The organism is Dongia sp., assembly GCF_041918875.1.
In the GTDB taxonomy this organism is placed as follows: domain Bacteria; phylum Pseudomonadota; class Alphaproteobacteria; order Dongiales; family Dongiaceae; genus Dongia.
Genome location: NZ_JAYRUV010000004.1, coordinates 199,224 through 218,581, shown reverse-complemented (window position 1 = coordinate 218,581; position 19,358 = coordinate 199,224). Strand labels below are relative to the sequence as shown.

The window sequence follows — 19,358 nt, the reverse complement described above, 5'->3', positions numbered from 1 at the left end:
GCTTTGTGTCCGCCGCCATGCTCACCGCCTTCCTTACCGGCTGCGCCGCCCAGCCGACCCAGCCGCCGGTCGCCACGGCACCTGCACCGGCTCCGGCACCTGCCGCCCCCGCCGCACAGACCGTGCCGGACTTCACCCAGATCGATCAGACGAGCTGCCCCGGCCAGACCGCCAGCTATGACGAATGGGTGGCTCGCTTCGGCGCCTATGCGCTGCATCAGGGCGAACCTGAGCCGGTCATCCGCACGGCCTTTGCCGACGTGACGGAGAATCCGAAGATCCGCGACCGCGCCGGCAAGCAGGCAGAATTCGTCACCCCCGTCTGGACCTATCTCGACCGTGCCGTCTCTCCTGAGCGCATCGCCAAGGGCCAGGCCAAGCTGCCGGAAGTGCGCACCATCGCCACCGAGGTCGAGCGCGATTACGGCGTTGGCGCCGCGACCTTGATGGGCATCTGGGGTATCGAAACCGATTTCGGCAACAATTTCGGCGATGTGAACGTGTTCGAGGCGCTCTCGAATGTCGGCTACGGCACCAGCCGCAAGGATTTCGCCTGCACGGAGCTGATGTCGGCCTTGAAGATCGCCGCCAGAGGCAAGGTGCAGCCCAAGGAGATGATCGGTTCCTGGGCCGGCGCCATGGGGCATAGCCAGTTCCTGCCATCGAACTATCTTACCATCGCGGTGGACCGTGACGGCTCCGGTGCTCCCGATCTCTGGACCTCGATGCCCGATGTCTTTGCCTCCACCGCCAATCATCTGGTGCGCGATGGCTGGCAGCGCGGCCTCACCTGGGGTTTCGAGGTGAAGCTGCCCCAGGGCTTCCCCTATCAGGAGGCCGAGCTCGATATCGAGAAGCCGGTCGGACATTGGCAGCAGCGCGGCGTGCGCACCGTCGACGGTCAGCCCTTGCCGGCTCTTCCCGGCGGCACGTCGATCCTGGTTCTTGCGGGCTATCAGGGACCGGCCTTCCTGGTCACCAAGAACTTCAAGACGATCCTCAAATACAATTACTCCACCTCCTATGCGCTCTCGGTCGCCTATCTCGGCCAGCGCGTGATGGGCGGGCCCGGCGTGAAAGGCAAATGGCCGGTCGGCGAGCCGCCGCTGGCACTGGGCGAGCGCGAGGAGATCCAGCAGCGCCTGGTTGACCGCGGATTGCTGGCCGGCAGCGTCGACGGCGTCATCGGCTTGAAGAGCCGCAAGGCGATCCGCGCCTTCCAGCAGCAGGTGGGGCTCCCGGCGGATGGATTCGCCACCAAGGCGCTGCTTGAGGAACTGCGCCGCCGCGCAGGCAGCTGACATTCAGGCAGCTGACATGTTGTGCGCTTTTCCCGCTTAATTCTCGACCGTCATCCCCGGGCGGAGACCCGGGGATCAAGTTCCGCCATCCAGCTGATGCCAACAGATCCCCGGGTCAAGCTCGGGGATGACGGCCCAAACAATCAAACTAAACCGAAAAATGCTTCAACCATTTGGAAAACAAGGAAAAGCGCTTGATTGCTTTTCCTCGCCCGATGGTTATAGTCCCGCCTTTCGGGAAGGTTGGGGCGGTTTGCCGGACCCTGACGGCCAAGAACTCCAGGGAGAGATTTCATGTTCATTTCAGAAGCTTACGCGCAGGCAGCAGGTGCGGCTCCGGCCGGTACCGATATGCTGACCAGCTTTCTGCCGCTCGTCCTCATTTTCGTCGTCTTCTGGTTCCTCATGATCCGCCCGCAGCAGAAGCGTATGAAGGAACATCGCGCGCTGGTTTCCGCGGCGAAGAAGGGCGACAAGATCGTTACCAACGGCGGCATCCTCGGCATGATCACCAAGGCGGTTGACGGTGAGAACGATGTCGAGGTTGAAATCGCGACCGGCGTCAAAGTGCGCGTGCTGCGTTCGGCCATCCAGGACGTGCTCAATCGTCCGATGCCGGCCGGCAAGGGCGGGAAAGCTGTGGAAGCCAAGGCCGAAAACAAGAATGAAGGCGCCAACGACGCCTGAGTGGAACCGGCGGCCCGCCACCCGCGCGGGCCGCGAACCCTGCCAGTTACTGGGACGTAAGGCGATATGCTGCAATTCTCGAAATTCAAAGTCACGCTGATCCTGGCGGTGCTGCTGGCCGGGCTCTATACGGCCATGCCCAACGTCTTCAGCGCGGCACATATCGCCAATCTGCCTTCCTGGCTGCCGGCCCGCACGGTCAGCCTGGGTCTCGACCTGCAGGGCGGCTCGCACCTTCTCTACGAGGTCGATACCGCCGCACTCGTCAAAGGCAAGCTCGACGCAGTGGAGGACGAAATCCGCGCCGCCATGCGCGAGAAGAAGCTGGGCTACACCGATCTCGGCGTAAAGGGCGACCGCATCGCCTTCAAGCTGCGCGATCTTGGCGCCATCGAAATGGCGCGGGAAGCTTTGCGCAAAGCGACCACCGGCATGCAACTCGACATCGCCGATGACGGCAATGTCAGTGTCTATTTCGGCGAAACGGAACTGGCCGAGATAAAAAAGCATGCCGTCGAACAGTCGATCGAGATCATCAACAAGCGTATCGACCAGACCGGCACCAAGGAACCGACCATCATCCGCCAGGGCGATGATCGCATCGTCGTGCAGGTGCCCGGCGTCAGCGATCCGCAGCGCCTGAAGGAACTGATCGGCAAAACCGCCAAGATGGAATTCAAGATGGTGGACGAAGTTGCCGAATCCACCGGCAGCGCGCCGCCGACTTCCATCCAGTTGCCGGTGATCGACAAGGATGGGGCGCCCGGCCAGAAACTCTGGATCAAGAAGCCGGTCATGGTGTCGGGCGAGAACCTCACCGACGCGCAGCAGGCCTTCGAGGGTGGCATGCCCGTCGTCCAGTTCAAGTTCGATTCCGTCGGTGCCCGCAAGTTCGGCGACGCGACCAAGGCCAATATCGGCAAGCGTTTCGCGATCGTGCTCGACAACCAGATTATCAGCGCGCCGGTCATCCGCGACGCGATTCTGGGCGGCAGCGGTATCATCAGCGGTAATTTCACAACCGAATCCGCGCGCGACCTGTCGATTCTGCTGCGCGCCGGCGCCTTGCCGGCGCCGCTCACCGTGCTGGAGGAGCGCACGGTCGGCGCAGACCTCGGCGCGGATTCGATCGAAGCCGGCAAGCGCGCCTGTCTCATCGCCATTGCCTTCATCGCGGTGGCCATGGTCGTGCTCTACGGCCTGTTCGGTCTCTTCGCCAATGCCGCCATGATTCTCAACGGCGTCCTGATGCTGGGCTTCCTCTCGGCCATTGGTGCCACGCTGACTTTCCCCGGTATCGCCGGCATGGTGCTGACGCTCGGCATGGCGGTCGATGCCAACGTGCTGATCCTCGAGCGCGTGCGCGAGGAAATGCGTCACGGGCGCTCGCCGGTCAATGCGATGGAAGCGGGCTACCGCGAAGCGCAGGCGACGATCTTCGACGCCAACGTCACGCACGCGATTTCCACCATGTTCCTGTTCGCCTTCGGCTCCGGCCCCATCAAGGGCTTTGCCATCACGCTGCTTATCGGCATCGTCAGTTCGGTCTTCACGGCAGTGGTCGTCACCCGTCTCATGACCTCGATCTGGCTGCGTCGCGCCCGGCCCAAAGCGCTGCCGTTGTAAGCGAGGGAAGAAGAAATGTTCAAACCGCTCCATCTCATTCCGGCCGGTACGCGCATCAACTTCATGCGCCCGCACAAGCTGACTTTCATCATTTCGGTGGTGATGGTGCTGGGCTCTTTCGCCCTGGTCTTCACCAAGGGTCTCAATTTCGGCATCGACTTTGCCGGCGGCGTCATCGTGGAAGTGAAGGCGCCGACCGTCGCGGCCGATCTTGCCGCCATGCGCTCGCAACTCGACGGGCTGGAACTCGGCGACATTGCGCTGCAGGAGTTCGGCTCGCCGGACATCGTCCTCATCCGCATTCCGCAGCAGGATGGCGGCGAGCAGGCAACCCAGGCCGCCGTAGCCAAAGTTAAGGAATCGCTGGGCGACGAATGGCAGTATCGCCGCACCGAAAGTGTGGGCCCGAAAGTGGGCGACGAATTGAAGTCGAGTGCCGTTTGGGCCTCGATCTTCGCCATGCTCGGTATCATGGCCTATATCTGGTTCCGCTATGAATGGCAGTTCGGCGTCAACGCCGTGCTGGCCCTGTTCCACGATTGCGTCACCACGGTCGGGTTCTTCGCGCTGACGGGGATGGAATTCAACCTCACCACGGTTGCGGCGATCCTCACCATCGCCGGCTATTCGGTCAACGATACGGTCGTTATCTACGACCGCATCCGCTACGATCTGCGCCGTTTCAAGACCATGCCGCTGCAGCAATTGATCAATCAGGCGCTCAATGAAACGCTGGCGCGCACGACGGTCACGTCTGGCCTTACCCTGCTCTCGGTTCTGGCGCTGGCTTTCTGGGGCGGCGAGGCGATGCGCGGCTTTTCCATCGCCATGATCTGGGGCATCCTGATCGGCACCTATTCGACGATCTGGGTTGCCTCGCCGATGCTGCTTTACATGAACTTGCGCAATATCGGCTCGGACAAGGGCAAGAGCGCGGATCCCACCGTGCAGAAGGCTTGACGGCCCATCATCTCCTCACGAGGAGGGCATCATGGATTTGACGCCCCTGGTTCCGGTTGGCCGGCAGATCGTCGAAACCTACGGCGATGGCCGTTTTCGCATCACGAGCGTGCTGTACGAGGGGTCGGTCCTGGTCTTTCCCATGCGCACGCTGCCGTGGCCGGTTCGGGAAATGGCAGCACTTTCCTTGGAGTCCCTGACGCCGGTAACCGCGGGGACTGAGGCGGGCGCCATCGACCTGCTGCTCCTCGGTTGCGGACCCCGCATCGCCATGATCCCGCGCGATCTACGCGCTTCATTGCGCGGCCAGGGCGTCGTCATCGAACCCATGGACACCGGCGCTGCCGCCCGCACCTTCAACGTCCTGATGGCGGAAGGCCGCCGGGTTGCGGCAGCCTTGATCGCGGTTTGAGTTCAACGCCTCGGTAAACGAGACTGAACGCGGCCCCCCTCCAACCTTCCTCCTGAAGGTGGGAGGCTTAAGAACGGACACCTCGCTACCTTCTCCTCCCACCTTCAGGGGGAAGGTTGGAGGGGGGCCGGAGCGACGGCTCCAGCCATCGACGCGCAGCCTCACCCCACCTTGCGCATACCTGCTTTTTCCACGGCACCCCTGGCCATATTCTCCGCAGCGAACTTCCAGTTCGCGACATTCCAGAAGGCGCCGACATAATCGGGGCGCTTGTTGCGGTAGTCGATGTAATATGCATGTTCCCAGACATCGCAGGTCAGCAGCGGCTTGTCGGCCGTGGTCAATGGTGTCTGCGCGTTGGCGGTACTCCTGATCTCCAATTCGCCGGCGGGTGTCTGTACCAGCCATACCCAGCCTGAACCGAACGTGTCGGCCGCCATCTTGCCGAACTCCGTCTTGAATGCGTCGAAGGCGCCCCATTTCTGGCGGATCGCTTCGCCCAATCCACCCTCGGGCTCGCCGCCGGCCTTGGGCGCCATGCTGTGCCAATAGAATGCATGGTTCCAGGCTTGCGCGGCGTTGTTGAACACCTTGCCGGACGAATTTCTGACGATCTCTTCCAGCGGCTTGCCTTCGAATTCGGTCCCCTCGATCAGCTTGTTGAGCGTATCGACATAGGTCTTGTGGTGCTTGCCGTGGTGGAACTCCAGCGTTTCCTTGGAAATGTGCGGCGCGAGCGCGTCGATGGCGTAGGGAAGGTCGGGCAGGGCGATCTTGGCCATGATGAATACCTTTCTGACGAGGGAAAGGCAGCGTGGCGGGCCACCGAAGTGATGGCACTGGCTGCTATCGGAACGGAACCGAACTTGTACATCCTGGTTCCCTCCCGAGGCTGCGACCGGATAGCCCACAAAAAAAACGGGGTCCCGAAGGACCCCGTTCGCGGCGGTCTATGCAGATCGTATCAGTTGCCGATTCCCTGCTGCTGGGCGACCATGCAATAGAGCATAGGCACCGACAGCATCGTGTTGATGCGCGAGGTCAGCATCGCAATGCGGGCCGACTTCTTCTTGGTGTCGGCATCGGCATCGACGATACCCAGGGCGCGCTTCTGGTTCGGCCAGATGATGAACCAGACGTTGAAGCCCATGATCAGCGCCAGCCACATGCCGATACCGATTGTGCGGAAGCCCGGCATGAAGGTGAGGGCGTCGACGATGTAGCCGTTATGCGCCGCTGTGATGAGGCCGAACACAACCGTGCCCAGCGCCGCCCAGCGGAAGAAATAGAGTGCCGTCGGCGCGATGACCTTGCCGATGGCCGGCTTCTGCTCGTCCGGGATCTTGGGCATCGAGGGGATCTGCACGAAGTTGAAGTAATAGAGCAGACCGATCCAAAGGATGCCGAACCAGACATGGATGAAGCGGAACAGGAAGGCGGTATAGGCCCCGACCTCAAAGCCGCCCAGGTTGACGATGGCGAAGACGATGATGGCCAGCACCACGCCGGCCGCCAAAGTCCTGTGTAAGTTCTCAAGTATTTTGCTCATTGCTGAACCCCTCTGAAGCAAAAGCGGTGTGGCTATGAGTCGCATTCTATAGGATGGAATCGGACGGAGAAACTGATTCCCCCTAATCCATCGGGAAATTATGGGATTACTGTGGAACCGATAAGGGAAGGTGAGAACCAGCTTCGCGCGCTGGAGGAATTGCGCCGCGGCGATCGCGACCGATTCTTGTGTGCCGTCGCGGCACCGTTGTCGCTGCGTGGCGATTTGGCGACGCTCTACGCCTTCAATCTGGAACTTGCCGGCATCGCCGACAAGGTATCGGAACCGATGCTGGGCCTCATCCGCCTGCAATGGTGGCGCGATGCGCTGGATGAAATCGCTGCCGGCAGGCCGCACCGCCACCATCTGGTCCAGGATCTGGCCGATCTCGTCGACCGGCGCGGCCTCGGCATCGATCGCCTGCGCGGCCTCGTCGACGCACGCGAGCGCGACGTCGAAGCGACGCAGCCCGAAAGCCTCGATGCGCTCGAAACCTATGCCGCCGCCACGGCCGGGGCCCTTGCGGAACTGGCGCTCGATATCTGCACCGATGCCGCCACCGCCGATTGGCGCGGCGTTGCGCGCCAGGCTGGCACTGCCTATGGCCTGGTCGGCATCCTGCGGGCAACGCCTTATCTTGCGCGCCATCGCCGCGTGATGCTGCCTGGTGTCGATCGCGACCGCTTGCTGGATCTGCGGCCGGGGCCGGATTTGGCACCGACGGTGAAGAAGGTCGCAGACCGCGCTGCAGCTCTCCTTGCTGCGGCGCGGCGCGAAAATCCGCCGCGAAACGCCGTCGCGGCGCTCTTTCCCGGGCGTCTTGCCGCCGCGCAGCTTGAGCAGTTGCGCCGGCACGGCTACGATCCCTTCACGGCGGGCAGCACGGCGCCTTCCGGCCTCAACATCTGGCGCCTGGTCATGGCGCGCTGGTTGGGACGCATCTGACATTCAAGCAAAGAATTGGGATCATGAGCACACCCGCGATCATCACCGTCGCCATCACCGGCAGCCAGCCCAGCAAAGCGCAAAATCCGGCCGTCCCCACGCAGCCCGCCGAACAGATCGAAAGCACGCACGAAGCGTTCGAAGCCGGGGCCAGCCTCGTTCACATCCATGTCCGCGACGATGAGGACAAGTCATCCTCGGACATCGTCAAATTCCGCCAGGTGCAGGAAGGCATCGCCAAGCATTGCCCCGGCATGATCATCCAATTCTCGACCGGCGGGCGCGGGCGCGAGGCATCCGAGCGTGGTGCCGCCCTGGCGCTGAAGCCGGATATGGGCTCGCTTGCCACCGGCTCGGTCAATTTCGCGACCATCATCTACGAGAACCCGCCGCAGCTCATCGACGAGCTCGCCGGCGACATGCTGAAATACGATGTGAAGCCGGAATGCGAGCTGTTCGATCTCGCCATGCTTTACAACGCCAAGGCGCTGGTCGATCGCGGCCTCTTGAAATCGCCGCCGCATGTGCAGTTCGTGCTGGGCATTCCCGGTGCCCTGCCGGCGCGCGAGAAGATCGTCGATTTCATGCTCGAGGAACTGACCGAGCTGATGCCGGACGCCACCTGGACCGCCGCCGCCATCGGCCGCCTGCAGCTCGACGCCAACCATTGGGCGCTGAAGCGCGGCGGGCATGTCCGCACCGGTCTCGAAGACAATATCTATTTCGAAAAGGGGCGCCTCGCTGCCAGCAATGCTGAGCTGGTCAAGCGTGTCGCCGACCTCTGCGGCAAGTATGACCGCCACCCCGCGACAATTGCCGAGGCGCGGGCGCTGCTGGGTCTCAAAGCCGCCTGAAATGCAAACGGGGCGCTTCCGGTGGGAAGCGCCCCGTTCGAATAGCTCGGTGGTCGCCAGATTACTTGATCTTGGCTTCCTTAAAGGGCACGTGCTTCTTCACGACCGGGTCGTACTTGTTGAATTCGAACTTCTCGGTGGTCGAGCGCGGGTTCTTCTTGGTGACGTAGTAGTAGCCCGTGTCAGCGGTGCTGACGAGCTTCACAAGGATGGTCGCTGACTTGGCCATGGCCGTCTCTCAATAAAATGCGTGTCGCTGCAAAAGGATGGCGCAAAATAGCGGGGAAACGCCGAAAGTCAAGCTATTGGGGCCGGCGCCACCATGGTCCGCAACGTCAGAATATCGTTCCTATAATTCAATAGCTTAGCTACCCGCGATCCGACCGCGGCACCGCTTCGCCAGCGCCCCAGCGCCGTTTTCAGCACATATTCGGTGACATCGACCAGGGTGAGGTCGGCCAGATGGCCGGATTTCACCCAGGCCAGCTCCTCCAATTCGCCATTCCCGGCCAGCGTTCCTTCGGCCAGTCCCCCGTCGGCCAGGAAGAAGCGGGTATTGAAGCGGCGCCGCGATTTTACCGGGGTGATGGCCCGGCAGAGATAGTCCATGCCGCCATAGTCAGGGGCGAGGCCGGCTGCCCGATAGGCGTCCCAAATCGCCCCTTTCGGGGTCGAATCCGGCCAGATAAAGGGGCGTCCGACCAGCAACCCCGTTTCCTCGAACGTCTCGCGGAGGGCGGCATTGAGATAGGTGGTGGCTTCCCGCCGGCCGGCAAGGTGCGCGGCAACAACCGGATGCGGGGGCGAGCTGTGAGGCGTCTTCGCGGTATCTTCCCGATCGACCCGGCCGCCGGGGACCACATGAATGCCGGGGAGGAAGCCCATCTTGGCCGGGCGGCGGCCGATGAGGATTTCCGGGTCGCCCCTGGTGCAGGCGCGGATCAGGACCAGTCCGGCCGCATCGCTGGGCCGAACCCGGTTCACGGCACGAAGGGCAGCAGCGCCTCGGCCGCATCGTCGACCTGCGCGTCCGCCGGCGGGTCGGCGAGATTGACGGCGCTCTGATAGAGGCTCGGCTGCTGGATGAGCTTCAGCGCCAGTTCGAGATCGACCGGGTCTTCGTTCTTGCGCGCCGGGCAGGTCTTCCGCAGATCGTCGAGCGCCTTGGTATCGTCGGGCTTGGCGGCGTTGCGCTTGACCGTCGGCACTTCGGGCAGTTCGCCCATGCGCAGTTCAGAAAGCAGATCGTCCGAATCGTGCTCGCCAGCGGTACAGATGGTCGGCAGCACGCCCAGATGATGCAAGGTATAGCCGGACGGCGCATGGAAGCGCGCCCAGGTCAGCTTAATTTCGCCGTCGTTGGGCAGCGGCTTGATGTTCTGCACCGTACCCTTGCCATAGGAGTTGGTGCCGATCAGCACGGCGCGGCCATTGTCCTGGAGGGCGGCCGCGACGATTTCGGCGGCGGAAGCGGAATTGCCGTCGATCAGCACGGCGATCGGCTTGCCGCTGGCTATGTCGCCATCTGTCGCTTCGAAATACTGATGGCTGTCGGGATGCCGGCCGTGGATCGATACGATGCGGCCCTCGTCGAGGAACAGGTTCGCCGTCGCCACAGATTGCGGCACATAGCCGCCGGGATTGTTCCTAAGATCCAGGACATAGCCTTTGATCTTCTTGCCAATCTCGTCCTTGGCGTCATTGATTTCGCGCTTCAGGCTATTGGCGGTCTCCGAGTTGAAGCTGAAGACGCGGAAATAGGCGACATCGCCTTCTCGCCGATAGCTCACCGTTTCCGGTACCACATGGGCGCGCTTGATGCCGACGTCGAAAGGCTCGTCCTTGCCATCGCGGAGCAGGGTGAGCACGACCCGGCTGTCGACCTCGCCGCGCAGCTTGTTGACGACCTGCTGCTGGGTGAGGCCTTCGGCGGGCTTGCCGTCGATCTTCAGGATGACGTCGTCGCGCTTCAGCCCCAGCCGCTCGGCTGGCGTGTAGTGCATGACGGCGGTGATGCGCACTTCGCCGTCTTCGACCGAGATGCGCACGCCGATGCCGCCGAAACCATCGCGCGAGGCCTTGTCTTCGCGGGCGGCTTCCGTACCGGCATAGCGCGAAAAACCATCGAGCTTGCCAACGATGCCGGTGAAAATGGCTTCATAGATCCGCTCGTTGCCCGCCGTCGCGACCTTGGCCGACCTGGCCCGGGCCTCGCGCAGGAGCTTTGCCGCGGCTTTGCCCCACTGCTTGGCGCTGGCGTCGGCTCCGTCGTCCAGGGTTTCGGCTTCGACGAGCGAACCGTTCTGCAGCAGCTTCAACTCGTCCGTGTCGCCTTCGACCTTGAGTTCCTGGTCGAGGCTGGAGAGCTGCTGCAGACCGGTCAAGGCCAGGGCACCGATATCCTGCTTGGTGATGTAGATCTGGTCGATATCGTCGAGGCCGGTGACCAGCATGTCGCGGTCGAGCGCGGCGGTCGCATCCTCGGGAGAGCGGCTGGCGGAGTTGGCGCAGGCATAGAGGCCGATGAGAAGGGGCAGAATGGCAAGCCGGCGTGCCACCTGCCATCCAGGCCACCCGGTCATCGCACCCACAGGACGAAACGCACTCAAATCGGCTGCTATCCGCTACAATTCCAAAGCCTGCACGTTGCCCCGACCGCGCCGCCCTGTAACCCCTTGTTCGGCGTCAATCTAGCAGAATTCCTGCCCTAGGCTAGGGATTCCGCATGCAGAATCAGCGACGCTTCTTTCCCTTTTTCGCAGGTTTTTTTCCTGTTTTCGATGCAACCCGTCCCTTGTCGCCACCAAAGCGGATGTTCTTGGGCCGGCCTTGCGCCGGTTTCTTCGCCTTCTGCCGCGCGGATGTCCGCGCAAAATGCTTATCTGACCCCTCGGTCAGAGGCTCGGCTGACAGCATTTCCAAGGTGATGCCGCCGGTGAGCGGGTCGGCGCTGACCAGCCGGACGGTCACCGATTGGCCCAACTGATAGGTCCGCCCCGAGCGCCGGCCCACCAGGGCATGGCGGCCCTCGTCATGATCGTAGAAATCCTGCGGCAACGTGGAAATGGGGATGATCCCGTCCGCGCCGGTTTCGCGCAGATTGATGAAGAGACCGAAACGGGCGACTCCGGAAATCCGTCCGTCGAACTCGGCATCCACCTTGTCGGCGAGGAAGGCCGCCACATAACGGTCGACGGCATCGCGCTCCGCCGCCGCGGCGCGCCGTTCCGTGCCGGAGATGTGGACGGCGGTGTCGGCGAATTCGGCGGTGGCCGATTTGTCGAGCGCACCGTCGCCGAAATCGAACGCGCCGATGAGGGCCCGATGTACCAGCAGATCGGCATAGCGCCGGATGGGCGAGGTGAAGTGTGCGTAGCGGGCGAGAGCCAGGCCGAAATGGCCCAGGTTTTCGGGCGCATAGACCGCCTGCGCCTGCGAGCGCAGGACCAGCGTGCTGATCATTTCGGCGAAAGGCGTGCCCTTGGCCTGCTGCAGCAGCTGCGTGAAATGCTTGGGCCGCAGTACCTGCCCGCGGGCGAGATTGAAATCGAGCGAGGCCAGGAATTCACGCAGGGCCTCGACGCGCGTCGCATCCGGCTGGTCGTGGACGCGGTACATGCATGGCCAGCGCTTCTTTTCCAGCGCCTCCGCCGCCGCGACATTGGCGGCGATCATGAATTCTTCGATCAAGCGATGGCTGTCCAACCGCTCGCGCGCGACGATGCGGTCGATGGCGCCTTCCGGGTCGATGAAGACACGCCGCTCCGGCAAGTCGAGCTCCAGCGTGCCGCGTTCTTCGCGCGCATTGAGCAACGACTTGAACGCACCGTAGAGCGGCTTGATGACCGGTTCCAGCAGCGGCTCCGTCAGATCGTTGGGATTGCCGTCCATCGCCGCCTGCGCCTGCTCGTAGGTAAGGCGCGCTGCCGAGCGCATCAACCCGCGCATGAAATGGTGGCGCAGCTTGCGGCCCTTGGTGTCGATGGTCATTTCGACGGCCATCACCGGGCGGTCCTCATAGGGCCGCAGCGAACACCAGCCGTTGCTGAGCTCCTCCGGCAGCATCGGCACGACCCGGTCCGGGAAATAGACCGAATTGCCACGCTCCCGCGCCACGCGGTCGAGCGCGTCGTCCGGACGCACATACCAGGCGACATCGGCGATGGCGACGATCAGGCGCCAGCCACCCGGATTGTCTGGATGATCGTCGGGTGCCGCCCAAACCGCATCGTCGAAATCGCGCGCATCGTCGCCATCGATGGTGACCAGCGGAATCCGACGCAGGTCGGTGCGCTTGCCGAGCGGGGCCGAGGTCGCGGCTTCGGCCTGTTCCTGGGCCGCCGGGGGGAACTGGAACGGTATGTGATGTTCGGCGATCGAGATCATGCTGACGGATTTCGCCTCGCCGACGCGGCCGATGCGCTCGACGATGCGCGCCCGCGGCGCGCCGAGGCGGCGCGCCGGTTCGACTTCCGCGACGACAATCTCGTCGGCACGGGCGCCGCCCGCATCCTTGGCATCGACGACGAATTCGGTCTTGACCCGTTTGCTGGTGGGAATGAGCCGGCCGCTGCCATGTTGGCCCTTCTCGAACACGCCGACGACGCGTTCAGCGCGGGCGTGGAGACGTCGGATCGGCCGCGCTTCATAGATATCGGCGTCCGTGCGCTCCAGGCGCGCCAGCACCCGGTCGCCTGCCGTCAGCGGCTTGTCGAGCTTCTTGTCCTCGACGACGACGATCTGCGGTTCGGCATCGTCCTCGGGGAAGTCGATCGGCCGCGCCCAGATATCGCCGTCGGCATCCGGCCCGATGATCTGGATGACAGCGACCTCCGGCAGAGCGCCGGGCGCCGCCAGACGACGAGCGCGGCCGCGATCGACGGCGCCGGCCTTCTCCAGCTCTTTCAGCAGGCTTTTCAGCGGAATGCGGTCGCTGCCGCGCAGGTTGAAGGCGCGGGCAATCTCGCGCTTGCCGACCGGAACTGGCGACGTGCGGATGAAATCCAGCACCTGTTCCTTGGTCGGGAAGGGAACGGCCTTGCCCTTTCCGCCTTTGCCTTTGTCACCTATGCCCGCCGCCTCGGCAGCATCGCGCCGCGCGGCTCGCGCATCCTTGCGCGGCCCGCGCGATGGCTTCGGCTTGATTGTCTTGTCGCCGGTCGTTTTGGAACGCGTCATAACCACCCCTCGCCCCGCCCCTCTCCCCGCTATCGCGGGGCGAGGGAGTTTCGATCGCGCTTGCCTGAAAGCCCTTGCCCCGCCGCCGATGGCCTGGGTGATGGGGCTTCCTTCAAACCCGAAACAACCCTACTGGGCCGCCTTGAATTCGATTTCGACAAAGACAAACTCGTAATCGTTGGCATTGATGACGTTGTGCTCGACGCCAACCGGACGATAATAGGACTTTCCGGCGACGAGTTCGGCGATGCGCTTTTCCTTGCCGTCGTCGATCTGCAGGCGACCAGTCTTCATGGGCACCACGACATAGTCATAGCCGTGGCGGTGCCAACTGGTCTCGGCGCCAGGGGCGAAGCGCCATTCCGTGACGACCACGCGTTCATTGTCCACTTGGACGGTGCCGACGGCGGCTGGCCGTGACGATGTTGTGCTTGGGGGCATTCGTGTGATCTTTCAATAAAGTCAGGGAGCTGGAAATTCAGGGGGTTGGCGGGCTAAAGTCGGGGTGGCGTGGAAGTCAAGCCATTGAACCCTAGTCATGGCTCCGCTACAAGGCCCGCCTTTCGCCGCCCGAGTCTGAAGGCCGGCGGCCATCGGGAACCGAGTCGGGAGGGAAGGCATGAAATCCATCGAAGCAAGGATCGCCGAGGAGCTCAGCGCGCGCGATGAGCAGGTCCGGGCCGCGGTCGAATTGCTGGATGGCGGTGCCACCGTTCCCTTCATCGCCCGCTACCGCAAGGAAGTCACCGGCGGTCTCGACGACATCCAGCTGCGCAAGCTGGAGGAGCGCTTAGCGTATCTGCGCGAACTGGAAGACCGCCGCGCCGCCATCTTCAAGAGCGTTGAAGAGCAGGGCAAGATGACCGACGAACTGTCGCGCGAGATTGCCATCGCCGACACCAAGGCGCGGCTTGAAGATCTCTATCTGCCCTTCAAGCCCAAGCGCCGCACCAAGGCGATGATCGCGCGCGAAGCCGGCCTGGAACCGCTGGCCGACCTGCTGCTCGCCGACCCGACGAAGAAGCCGCAGGATGAGGCGGCGGCCTATGTGAATGCCGAGAAGGGAGTGGCCGATGCGAAGGCGGCTCTCGAGGGCGCCCGTGACATTCTTGCCGAACGTTTTGCGGAAGACGCCGACCTGCTGGCGCGTCTGCGCGAATTCATGTGGGAGAAGGCGCGCCTGGTTTCCAAGGTGATGGACGGCAAGCAGGATTCGGGCGCCAAGTTCTCGGACTATTTCGATGCGGCCGAGCCGATCTCGAAGGTGCCGTCGCACCGGGCGCTCGCCATGTTCCGTGGCCAGAAGGAAGAAATCCTGGCGCTCAACCTCGCCATCGACGAACCGGAGGACCGCAAGGCGCTCAACGAAGCCGAGCGCATCATCGCGGCCAAGAACGGCATCGCCGAACATGGACGTGCCGCGGATGCCTGGCTGATGGACGTGGTGCATTGGTGCTGGCGCGTGAAACTGAAGCTCAGCTTGGAGCTCGACCTCATGGGCCGCCTGCGCCAGGCGGCGGAGGACGAGGCCGTGCGCGTGTTCGCCTCCAACCTCAAGGACGTGCTGATGTCGGCGCCGGCCGGCGGCCGGCCGACGCTGGGTCTCGATCCGGGTCTTCGCACCGGCTGCAAGGTCGCGGTCATCGCCGCCACCGGCAAGGTGCTGGAATTCGCCACCATCTATCCGCACGAACCGAAGCGGCAATGGGATGAATCGATCGCCATCCTGGCGGCCCTTTGCCATCGCCATAAACTTGAGCTGGTGGCGATCGGCAACGGTACGGCGAGCCGCGAAACCGACAAGCTCGCCGACGATCTGATGAAGCGGCATCCGGAACTGAAGCTCACCAAGGTGATGGTGTCGGAGGCCGGCGCCTCCGTCTATTCGGCCTCCGAATATGCCTCGAAGGAATTGCCGGAACTCGATGTCACCATTCGCGGCGCGGTCTCCATCGCGCGCCGCTTGCAGGATCCGCTGGCCGAACTGGTGAAGATCGACCCCAAATCCATCGGCGTCGGCCAGTACCAGCATGACGTGGCCGAGTTCCGCCTCTCCAAGGCGCTCGATGCCGTGGTCGAGGATTGCGTGAACGCGGTGGGTGTGGAAATCAACACAGCGTCGGCCAAGCTGCTCGCGCGCGTGTCGGGTCTCGGCGAAAGTCTCGCCCAGAACATCATCGCCTTCCGCGATGCCAACGGCCCGTTCAAATCGCGCAAGCAGTTGCTGAACGTGCCGCGCCTGGGGCCAAAGGCCTTCGAGCAGGCGGCAGGCTTCCTGCGCATCCGTGACGGCGAAGACCCGCTCGATCAGTCATCCGTGCATCCGGAAGCCTATCCGGTCGTCCGACGCATCATGGCGGTGACGGGGCGTGAGGTGAGTGCCGTCATCGGCGACAGCACCTTGCTGCGCAAACTGAAGCCGGAGGAGTTCACCGACGAGACCTTTGGCGTGCCGACGGTCAGCGACATCCTCAAGGAACTGGAAAAGCCCGGCCGCGACCCGCGCCCTGAATTCAAGACGGCGACGTTCAAGGAAGGCGTCGAGGAGATGAAGGATCTGCAGCCCGGCATGCAGCTGGAAGGTGTCGTGACCAACGTGGCGGCCTTCGGCGCCTTCGTCGATATCGGCGTGCATCAGGACGGGCTGGTCCATGTCTCGGCTCTGGCCGACCGTTTCGTCAAGGACCCGCGCGAGGTGGTGAAGCCCGGCGACGTGGTGAAAGTCCGCGTGCTCGAAGTCGACATCAAACGAAAGCGCATCTCCCTCACCATGCGCTCCGGCGACACGCCGCAGAACCGCCAGAACACGGACGCGCCGAAGGATCGCCCGATGGGCCGCAATGAACGCAAGTTCATGCAGGACAACAAGCCGGCCGCCAAACCCGACTCCCTCTTTGGCGGCGCCATGGCCGCGGCGCTGGCAAAGGCGGGGATCAAGAAGTAAGGGTCTGTCACTAACTAACGCCCCCTCACCCTGACCCTCTCCCGCAAGGGGAGAGGGGATGAGATCTGCCGGCAATATTCGATCTGGCCTGAAGATCTCGTCGGAGGTGCGTGGCACTAGCCCCTCGCCCCTTGCGGGAGAGGGGTTGGGGTGAGGGGGCCTTCCTCTCGCCAACGTAACATTGGCAAGTTAGGCTCTCCCGTGTCCGCCATCTCGGCGGAGTCGGGGGCCGGTTGAGCAAGCTGTTGCTGATATCGCTGGGAAAGCTCGGGGGCGCGGTGCTGGAGGCGGCGGCGCGGGATGGGCGTTTCCCGCATATCATCGTCGCCACCCGCAATATCGCCCATGCCCGCGCCAAGGCCAATGCAGCGAGGATCGGCGCGGCGCTGGAAGGGCAGTATCCGCGCATCGATGTCGTCGCTTTCGACTTCAACGCGCCCAATGCGCCAGAAATCTTACGCAAGATTCAGCCCGATCTGATGTTCGCGGCACCAACCTATCTGCCCTGGTGGAAGGTGGCGGCCAGCGGCAATGCCAAGCTGAAGGCACTGCCCTTTGCCGGTTGGCTCGCCTGTCATCTGGCGCCCATGCTCACCTTGCGCGCCGCCTGGGAGAAATCGGAACTGCATTGCCCCTGGGTCGGCGGCACCTATCCTGATGTGGTCAATGCGATCCTGCACATGACCGGGCAGGGGCCCAGCATCGGCATCGGCAATATCAGCGAATGCCTGCCCAAGATCCGCTTTCTGGCCAGCCAGCACACGAATGCACCCATTCCGGAACTGGTCATCAAATTGGTGGGCGGTCATGCGCTGTCGTCGTCGTTCTACCGGGACGAGGCAATCAAGGAACTGCCGCCGTTCCTGCTGCAGGTGCTTTGGCATGGCCATGATATTTCGCTGGCCGTCAAGGACAAGCTGCGCAGCGTGAAGATGGCCGTGGAGCACGATGCCGAGATCAACCGCATCACCGCCTCGGCAGCGCTCGATGTGCTCGCTTCCCTGCTCAGCGATGAACCTTATGCGCTGCATGCGCCAGCGCCCAACGGTCTTGTCGGCGGCTACCCGGTCAATATCAGCCGCAAGGGTGTCGCCGTCGATCTGCCGCGCGAATGGATGTTGGAGCAGGCGCTCGGCGTCAATGCCGCGGCGCTCGCTTTCGACGGCATCACCGCGATCGAGAAGGACGGCACGGTCATCTTCACCGAGAAGACTGCTGCCGCATTGAAGGCGCTGCTCGGCGAGGAGTGGCCGCGCCTGAAGCCGGACGATGCGCCGGCGATGGCGGCGAAGCTGGTGGCGTTGGTTTCCTGAATTTCTCGCGTCATGCCCGGGTCAAGCCCAGGCATCAGCCCGCAACTGAAAAACAAAACCCAGTCGGCCCCGATCCCCGGGTCAAGCCCGGGGATGACGACTTTTGAACTCACACCTCCGTCATGCGCGCTTCTTCGAGGATCCAGTCGAGTAGCCCTTGCGCCTCCGGGCGCTTCAATACATCCGGTGCATGGACAATGTAGTAGGCGAAGGGCGTCACGATGCTTTTCTCGAATGGCGAGACCAACCGGCCGTCAGCCAGCAGATCGGCGACAGCGCCGGTGGTGCCCAGCGCCACGCCCTGGCCGGCGACCGCGGCCTGCAGGCACAGCGCGAAATCGGTGAAATGGATGCCGTGCGATGTGCCGATATCAGAGACACCCGCCACGCGCAGCCAGGCCGGCCAATCCGGCCAGATGACCGACTGCCCGGTCCAATCGAGATGGAGCAGCGTGTGGTGCTGCAGGTCGCGCGGCTCGTTCAAGGGATGCTGCTTGAGGAGGCGCGGGCTGCAAACCGGGAAGACTTCGTCGGCAAAGAGGCGATGGGCGGTCACATCCGGCCAGTCGCCGAGGCCGAAGCGGATGTCGAAATCGAACGCGTCCGGTTCCAACTGCGTCCAGCTCGTCGCCGTTTCCAGGATCACATCGACGCTGTCGGGCCGGGCCCGGTAGTGCTGCAGGCGGGTGAGGAGCCAGTTGGCCGCCAGCGCCGGGTCCTCGATTCGCAGGCGCAGCGACAGGCCCTTGAGGCCCTTCCTCATCCGGTCCGAGACTCGGCCGAGCAGGCGGAAGGCGGCGGTGAGGTCGTCCTTCACCTCTTGACCCATGCGGGTAAGGGTGATGCCGGTGCCCTGGCGCTGCACCAGGGCGCTGCCGATTTCGGCTTCCAATGCCTTCACCTGCTGGCTGACGGCGCCCGGGGTGACGTTCAGTTCGGCGGCTGCCTGGCGGACGCTGCCCAAGCGGGCGACGGCTTCGAAGGCGCGGAGGCCAGGGAGGGCGGCAAGGCGTCGTGAAGGATTTAGCATAACTAAACATATTCATTAATACATATCGCGTGTCAACGGGCCATTCCCGCCCTAAATTACCTCCACGAAACAAATGCTGCAGAGCGACATGGGCCTCCGAATGAGGGCGCACGTCAGAGTGTAGCTAAACGATGTGGAGACCGATCATGCTGACCCGTTTGTTCCTGCGCGGCCGTGCCAAGGCGATTTCGCCGAAACTTGAGACAGTACTCGCGGACTATGACGAGCATCTGCTGCAGGACATGGGATTGTTGCGCGATCCCGCGAACCATCTGATGCGCGCACCGGCAGAGTTCTATGCCTACGACACGACGAAGTTCGAGGGCCCGCGAGCGGCCTGAAAGGGACCGTCCAGCGACCCTTCGAAGGGCCTGAAACGGACCGGTTTCAGGCCACCTTTTCCCTAACATCCCTGACTTGTGCCCGCCGCTTTCGCCAGATCGCGGCGGGCCTTTGTTTTTGCTGGCTTTTTTCAGGTGAAGGGCGCCCGGCATTTGTTGTGGCTGCGAGGCCGATCTGCTATCTTCCGGGCGCGGTTTCGGGGGATCCCGCGCTGCCC

Annotated in this window: 18 protein-coding genes; 10 read left to right on the top strand and 8 right to left on the bottom strand. The window is 63.3% G+C overall.

The genetic code is table 11. From position 1 onward, the window contains the following. The first annotated feature begins 5 nt into the window (after nt 1–5). From ACE3TY_RS06355 to ACE3TY_RS06335, 5 genes are all read left to right on the top strand, one after another. Nucleotides 6–1,301, top strand: a complete 1,296-nt coding sequence (locus ACE3TY_RS06355; protein ID WP_374651943.1) for a lytic murein transglycosylase — start codon at nt 6–8, stop codon at nt 1,299–1,301. Between the two features lie 294 nt (nt 1,302–1,595). Further along, nucleotides 1,596–1,988: a preprotein translocase subunit YajC gene (yajC, locus tag ACE3TY_RS06350; RefSeq protein WP_374651941.1), complete on the top strand. Its 393-nt coding sequence runs from the start codon at nt 1,596–1,598 to the stop codon at nt 1,986–1,988. A 66-nt stretch (nt 1,989–2,054) separates the two neighbouring features. After that, nucleotides 2,055–3,614 carry a protein translocase subunit SecD gene (gene secD / locus ACE3TY_RS06345; protein ID WP_374651939.1) on the top strand — a complete coding sequence of 520 codons (1,560 nt, stop codon included), beginning with the start codon at nt 2,055–2,057 and terminating at the stop codon, nt 3,612–3,614. Nucleotides 3,615–3,629: 15 nt separating this feature from the next. Continuing rightward, entirely contained in the window at nt 3,630–4,574 is a 945-nt protein-coding gene (gene secF / locus ACE3TY_RS06340) for a protein translocase subunit SecF (RefSeq protein ID WP_374651937.1), read from the top strand. Between the two features lie 31 nt (nt 4,575–4,605). Beyond that, nucleotides 4,606–4,986: an Mth938-like domain-containing protein gene (locus ACE3TY_RS06335; RefSeq protein ID WP_374651935.1), complete on the top strand. Its 381-nt coding sequence runs from the start codon at nt 4,606–4,608 to the stop codon at nt 4,984–4,986. A 161-nt stretch (nt 4,987–5,147) separates the two neighbouring features. On the opposite strand, the gene ACE3TY_RS06330 is transcribed toward ACE3TY_RS06335, so the two are convergent. Beyond that, nucleotides 5,148–5,768: a superoxide dismutase gene (locus ACE3TY_RS06330; RefSeq protein WP_374651933.1), complete on the bottom strand. Its 621-nt coding sequence runs from the start codon at nt 5,766–5,768 to the stop codon at nt 5,148–5,150. A gap of 182 nt (nt 5,769–5,950) precedes the next feature. After that, nucleotides 5,951–6,535 (bottom strand): urate hydroxylase PuuD, encoded by a 585-nt coding sequence (locus ACE3TY_RS06325; protein ID WP_374651931.1) that lies wholly within the window; start codon nt 6,533–6,535, stop codon nt 5,951–5,953. Nucleotides 6,536–6,646: 111 nt separating this feature from the next. Here ACE3TY_RS06325 and ACE3TY_RS06320 point away from each other — a divergent pair, with 111 nt between their 5' ends. Both ACE3TY_RS06320 and ACE3TY_RS06315 read left to right on the top strand, forming a co-directional pair. Then, entirely contained in the window at nt 6,647–7,480 is an 834-nt protein-coding gene (locus tag ACE3TY_RS06320; protein ID WP_374651929.1) for a squalene/phytoene synthase family protein, read from the top strand. A gap of 23 nt (nt 7,481–7,503) precedes the next feature. Then, complete coding sequence (locus ACE3TY_RS06315; protein ID WP_374651928.1) at nt 7,504–8,334, top strand: 3-keto-5-aminohexanoate cleavage protein; 831 nt, start codon at nt 7,504–7,506, stop codon at nt 8,332–8,334. Nucleotides 8,335–8,395: 61 nt separating this feature from the next. On the opposite strand, the gene rpmG is transcribed toward ACE3TY_RS06315, so the two are convergent. From rpmG to ACE3TY_RS06290, 5 genes are all read right to left on the bottom strand, one after another. Then, nucleotides 8,396–8,563, bottom strand: coding sequence for a 50S ribosomal protein L33 (gene rpmG, locus ACE3TY_RS06310; protein ID WP_320498686.1), 168 nt, complete (start codon nt 8,561–8,563; stop codon nt 8,396–8,398). A 68-nt stretch (nt 8,564–8,631) separates the two neighbouring features. Beyond that, nucleotides 8,632–9,318, bottom strand: a complete 687-nt coding sequence (locus tag ACE3TY_RS06305; RefSeq protein ID WP_374651926.1) for an NUDIX hydrolase — start codon at nt 9,316–9,318, stop codon at nt 8,632–8,634. Next, nucleotides 9,315–10,892, bottom strand: a complete 1,578-nt coding sequence (locus ACE3TY_RS06300; protein ID WP_374651924.1) for a S41 family peptidase — start codon at nt 10,890–10,892, stop codon at nt 9,315–9,317. The genes ACE3TY_RS06305 and ACE3TY_RS06300 overlap by 4 nt, the downstream gene beginning before the upstream one ends. Nucleotides 10,893–11,067: 175 nt before the next feature. Further along, entirely contained in the window at nt 11,068–13,512 is a 2,445-nt protein-coding gene (gene rnr / locus ACE3TY_RS06295) for a ribonuclease R (protein WP_374651922.1), read from the bottom strand. Between the two features lie 129 nt (nt 13,513–13,641). Beyond that, on the bottom strand, nt 13,642–13,953 hold the full coding sequence (locus tag ACE3TY_RS06290) for a cupin domain-containing protein (RefSeq protein ID WP_374651920.1): 312 nt from the start codon (nt 13,951–13,953) through the stop codon (nt 13,642–13,644). Nucleotides 13,954–14,131: 178 nt separating this feature from the next. Between ACE3TY_RS06290 and ACE3TY_RS06285 the strand changes: the two genes are divergently transcribed. Both ACE3TY_RS06285 and ACE3TY_RS06280 read left to right on the top strand, forming a co-directional pair. Continuing rightward, complete coding sequence (locus ACE3TY_RS06285) at nt 14,132–16,456, top strand: Tex family protein (protein WP_374651918.1); 2,325 nt, start codon at nt 14,132–14,134, stop codon at nt 16,454–16,456. A gap of 233 nt (nt 16,457–16,689) precedes the next feature. After that, nucleotides 16,690–17,769 (top strand): hypothetical protein, encoded by a 1,080-nt coding sequence (locus tag ACE3TY_RS06280; RefSeq protein ID WP_374651916.1) that lies wholly within the window; start codon nt 16,690–16,692, stop codon nt 17,767–17,769. A 109-nt stretch (nt 17,770–17,878) separates the two neighbouring features. On the opposite strand, the gene ACE3TY_RS06275 is transcribed toward ACE3TY_RS06280, so the two are convergent. Then, entirely contained in the window at nt 17,879–18,799 is a 921-nt protein-coding gene (locus ACE3TY_RS06275) for a LysR substrate-binding domain-containing protein (protein ID WP_374651914.1), read from the bottom strand. 146 nt (nt 18,800–18,945) lie between these two features. Here ACE3TY_RS06275 and ACE3TY_RS06270 point away from each other — a divergent pair, with 146 nt between their 5' ends. Next, complete coding sequence (locus tag ACE3TY_RS06270) at nt 18,946–19,140, top strand: hypothetical protein (RefSeq protein ID WP_374651912.1); 195 nt, start codon at nt 18,946–18,948, stop codon at nt 19,138–19,140. Nucleotides 19,141–19,358: the final 218 nt, after the last annotated feature.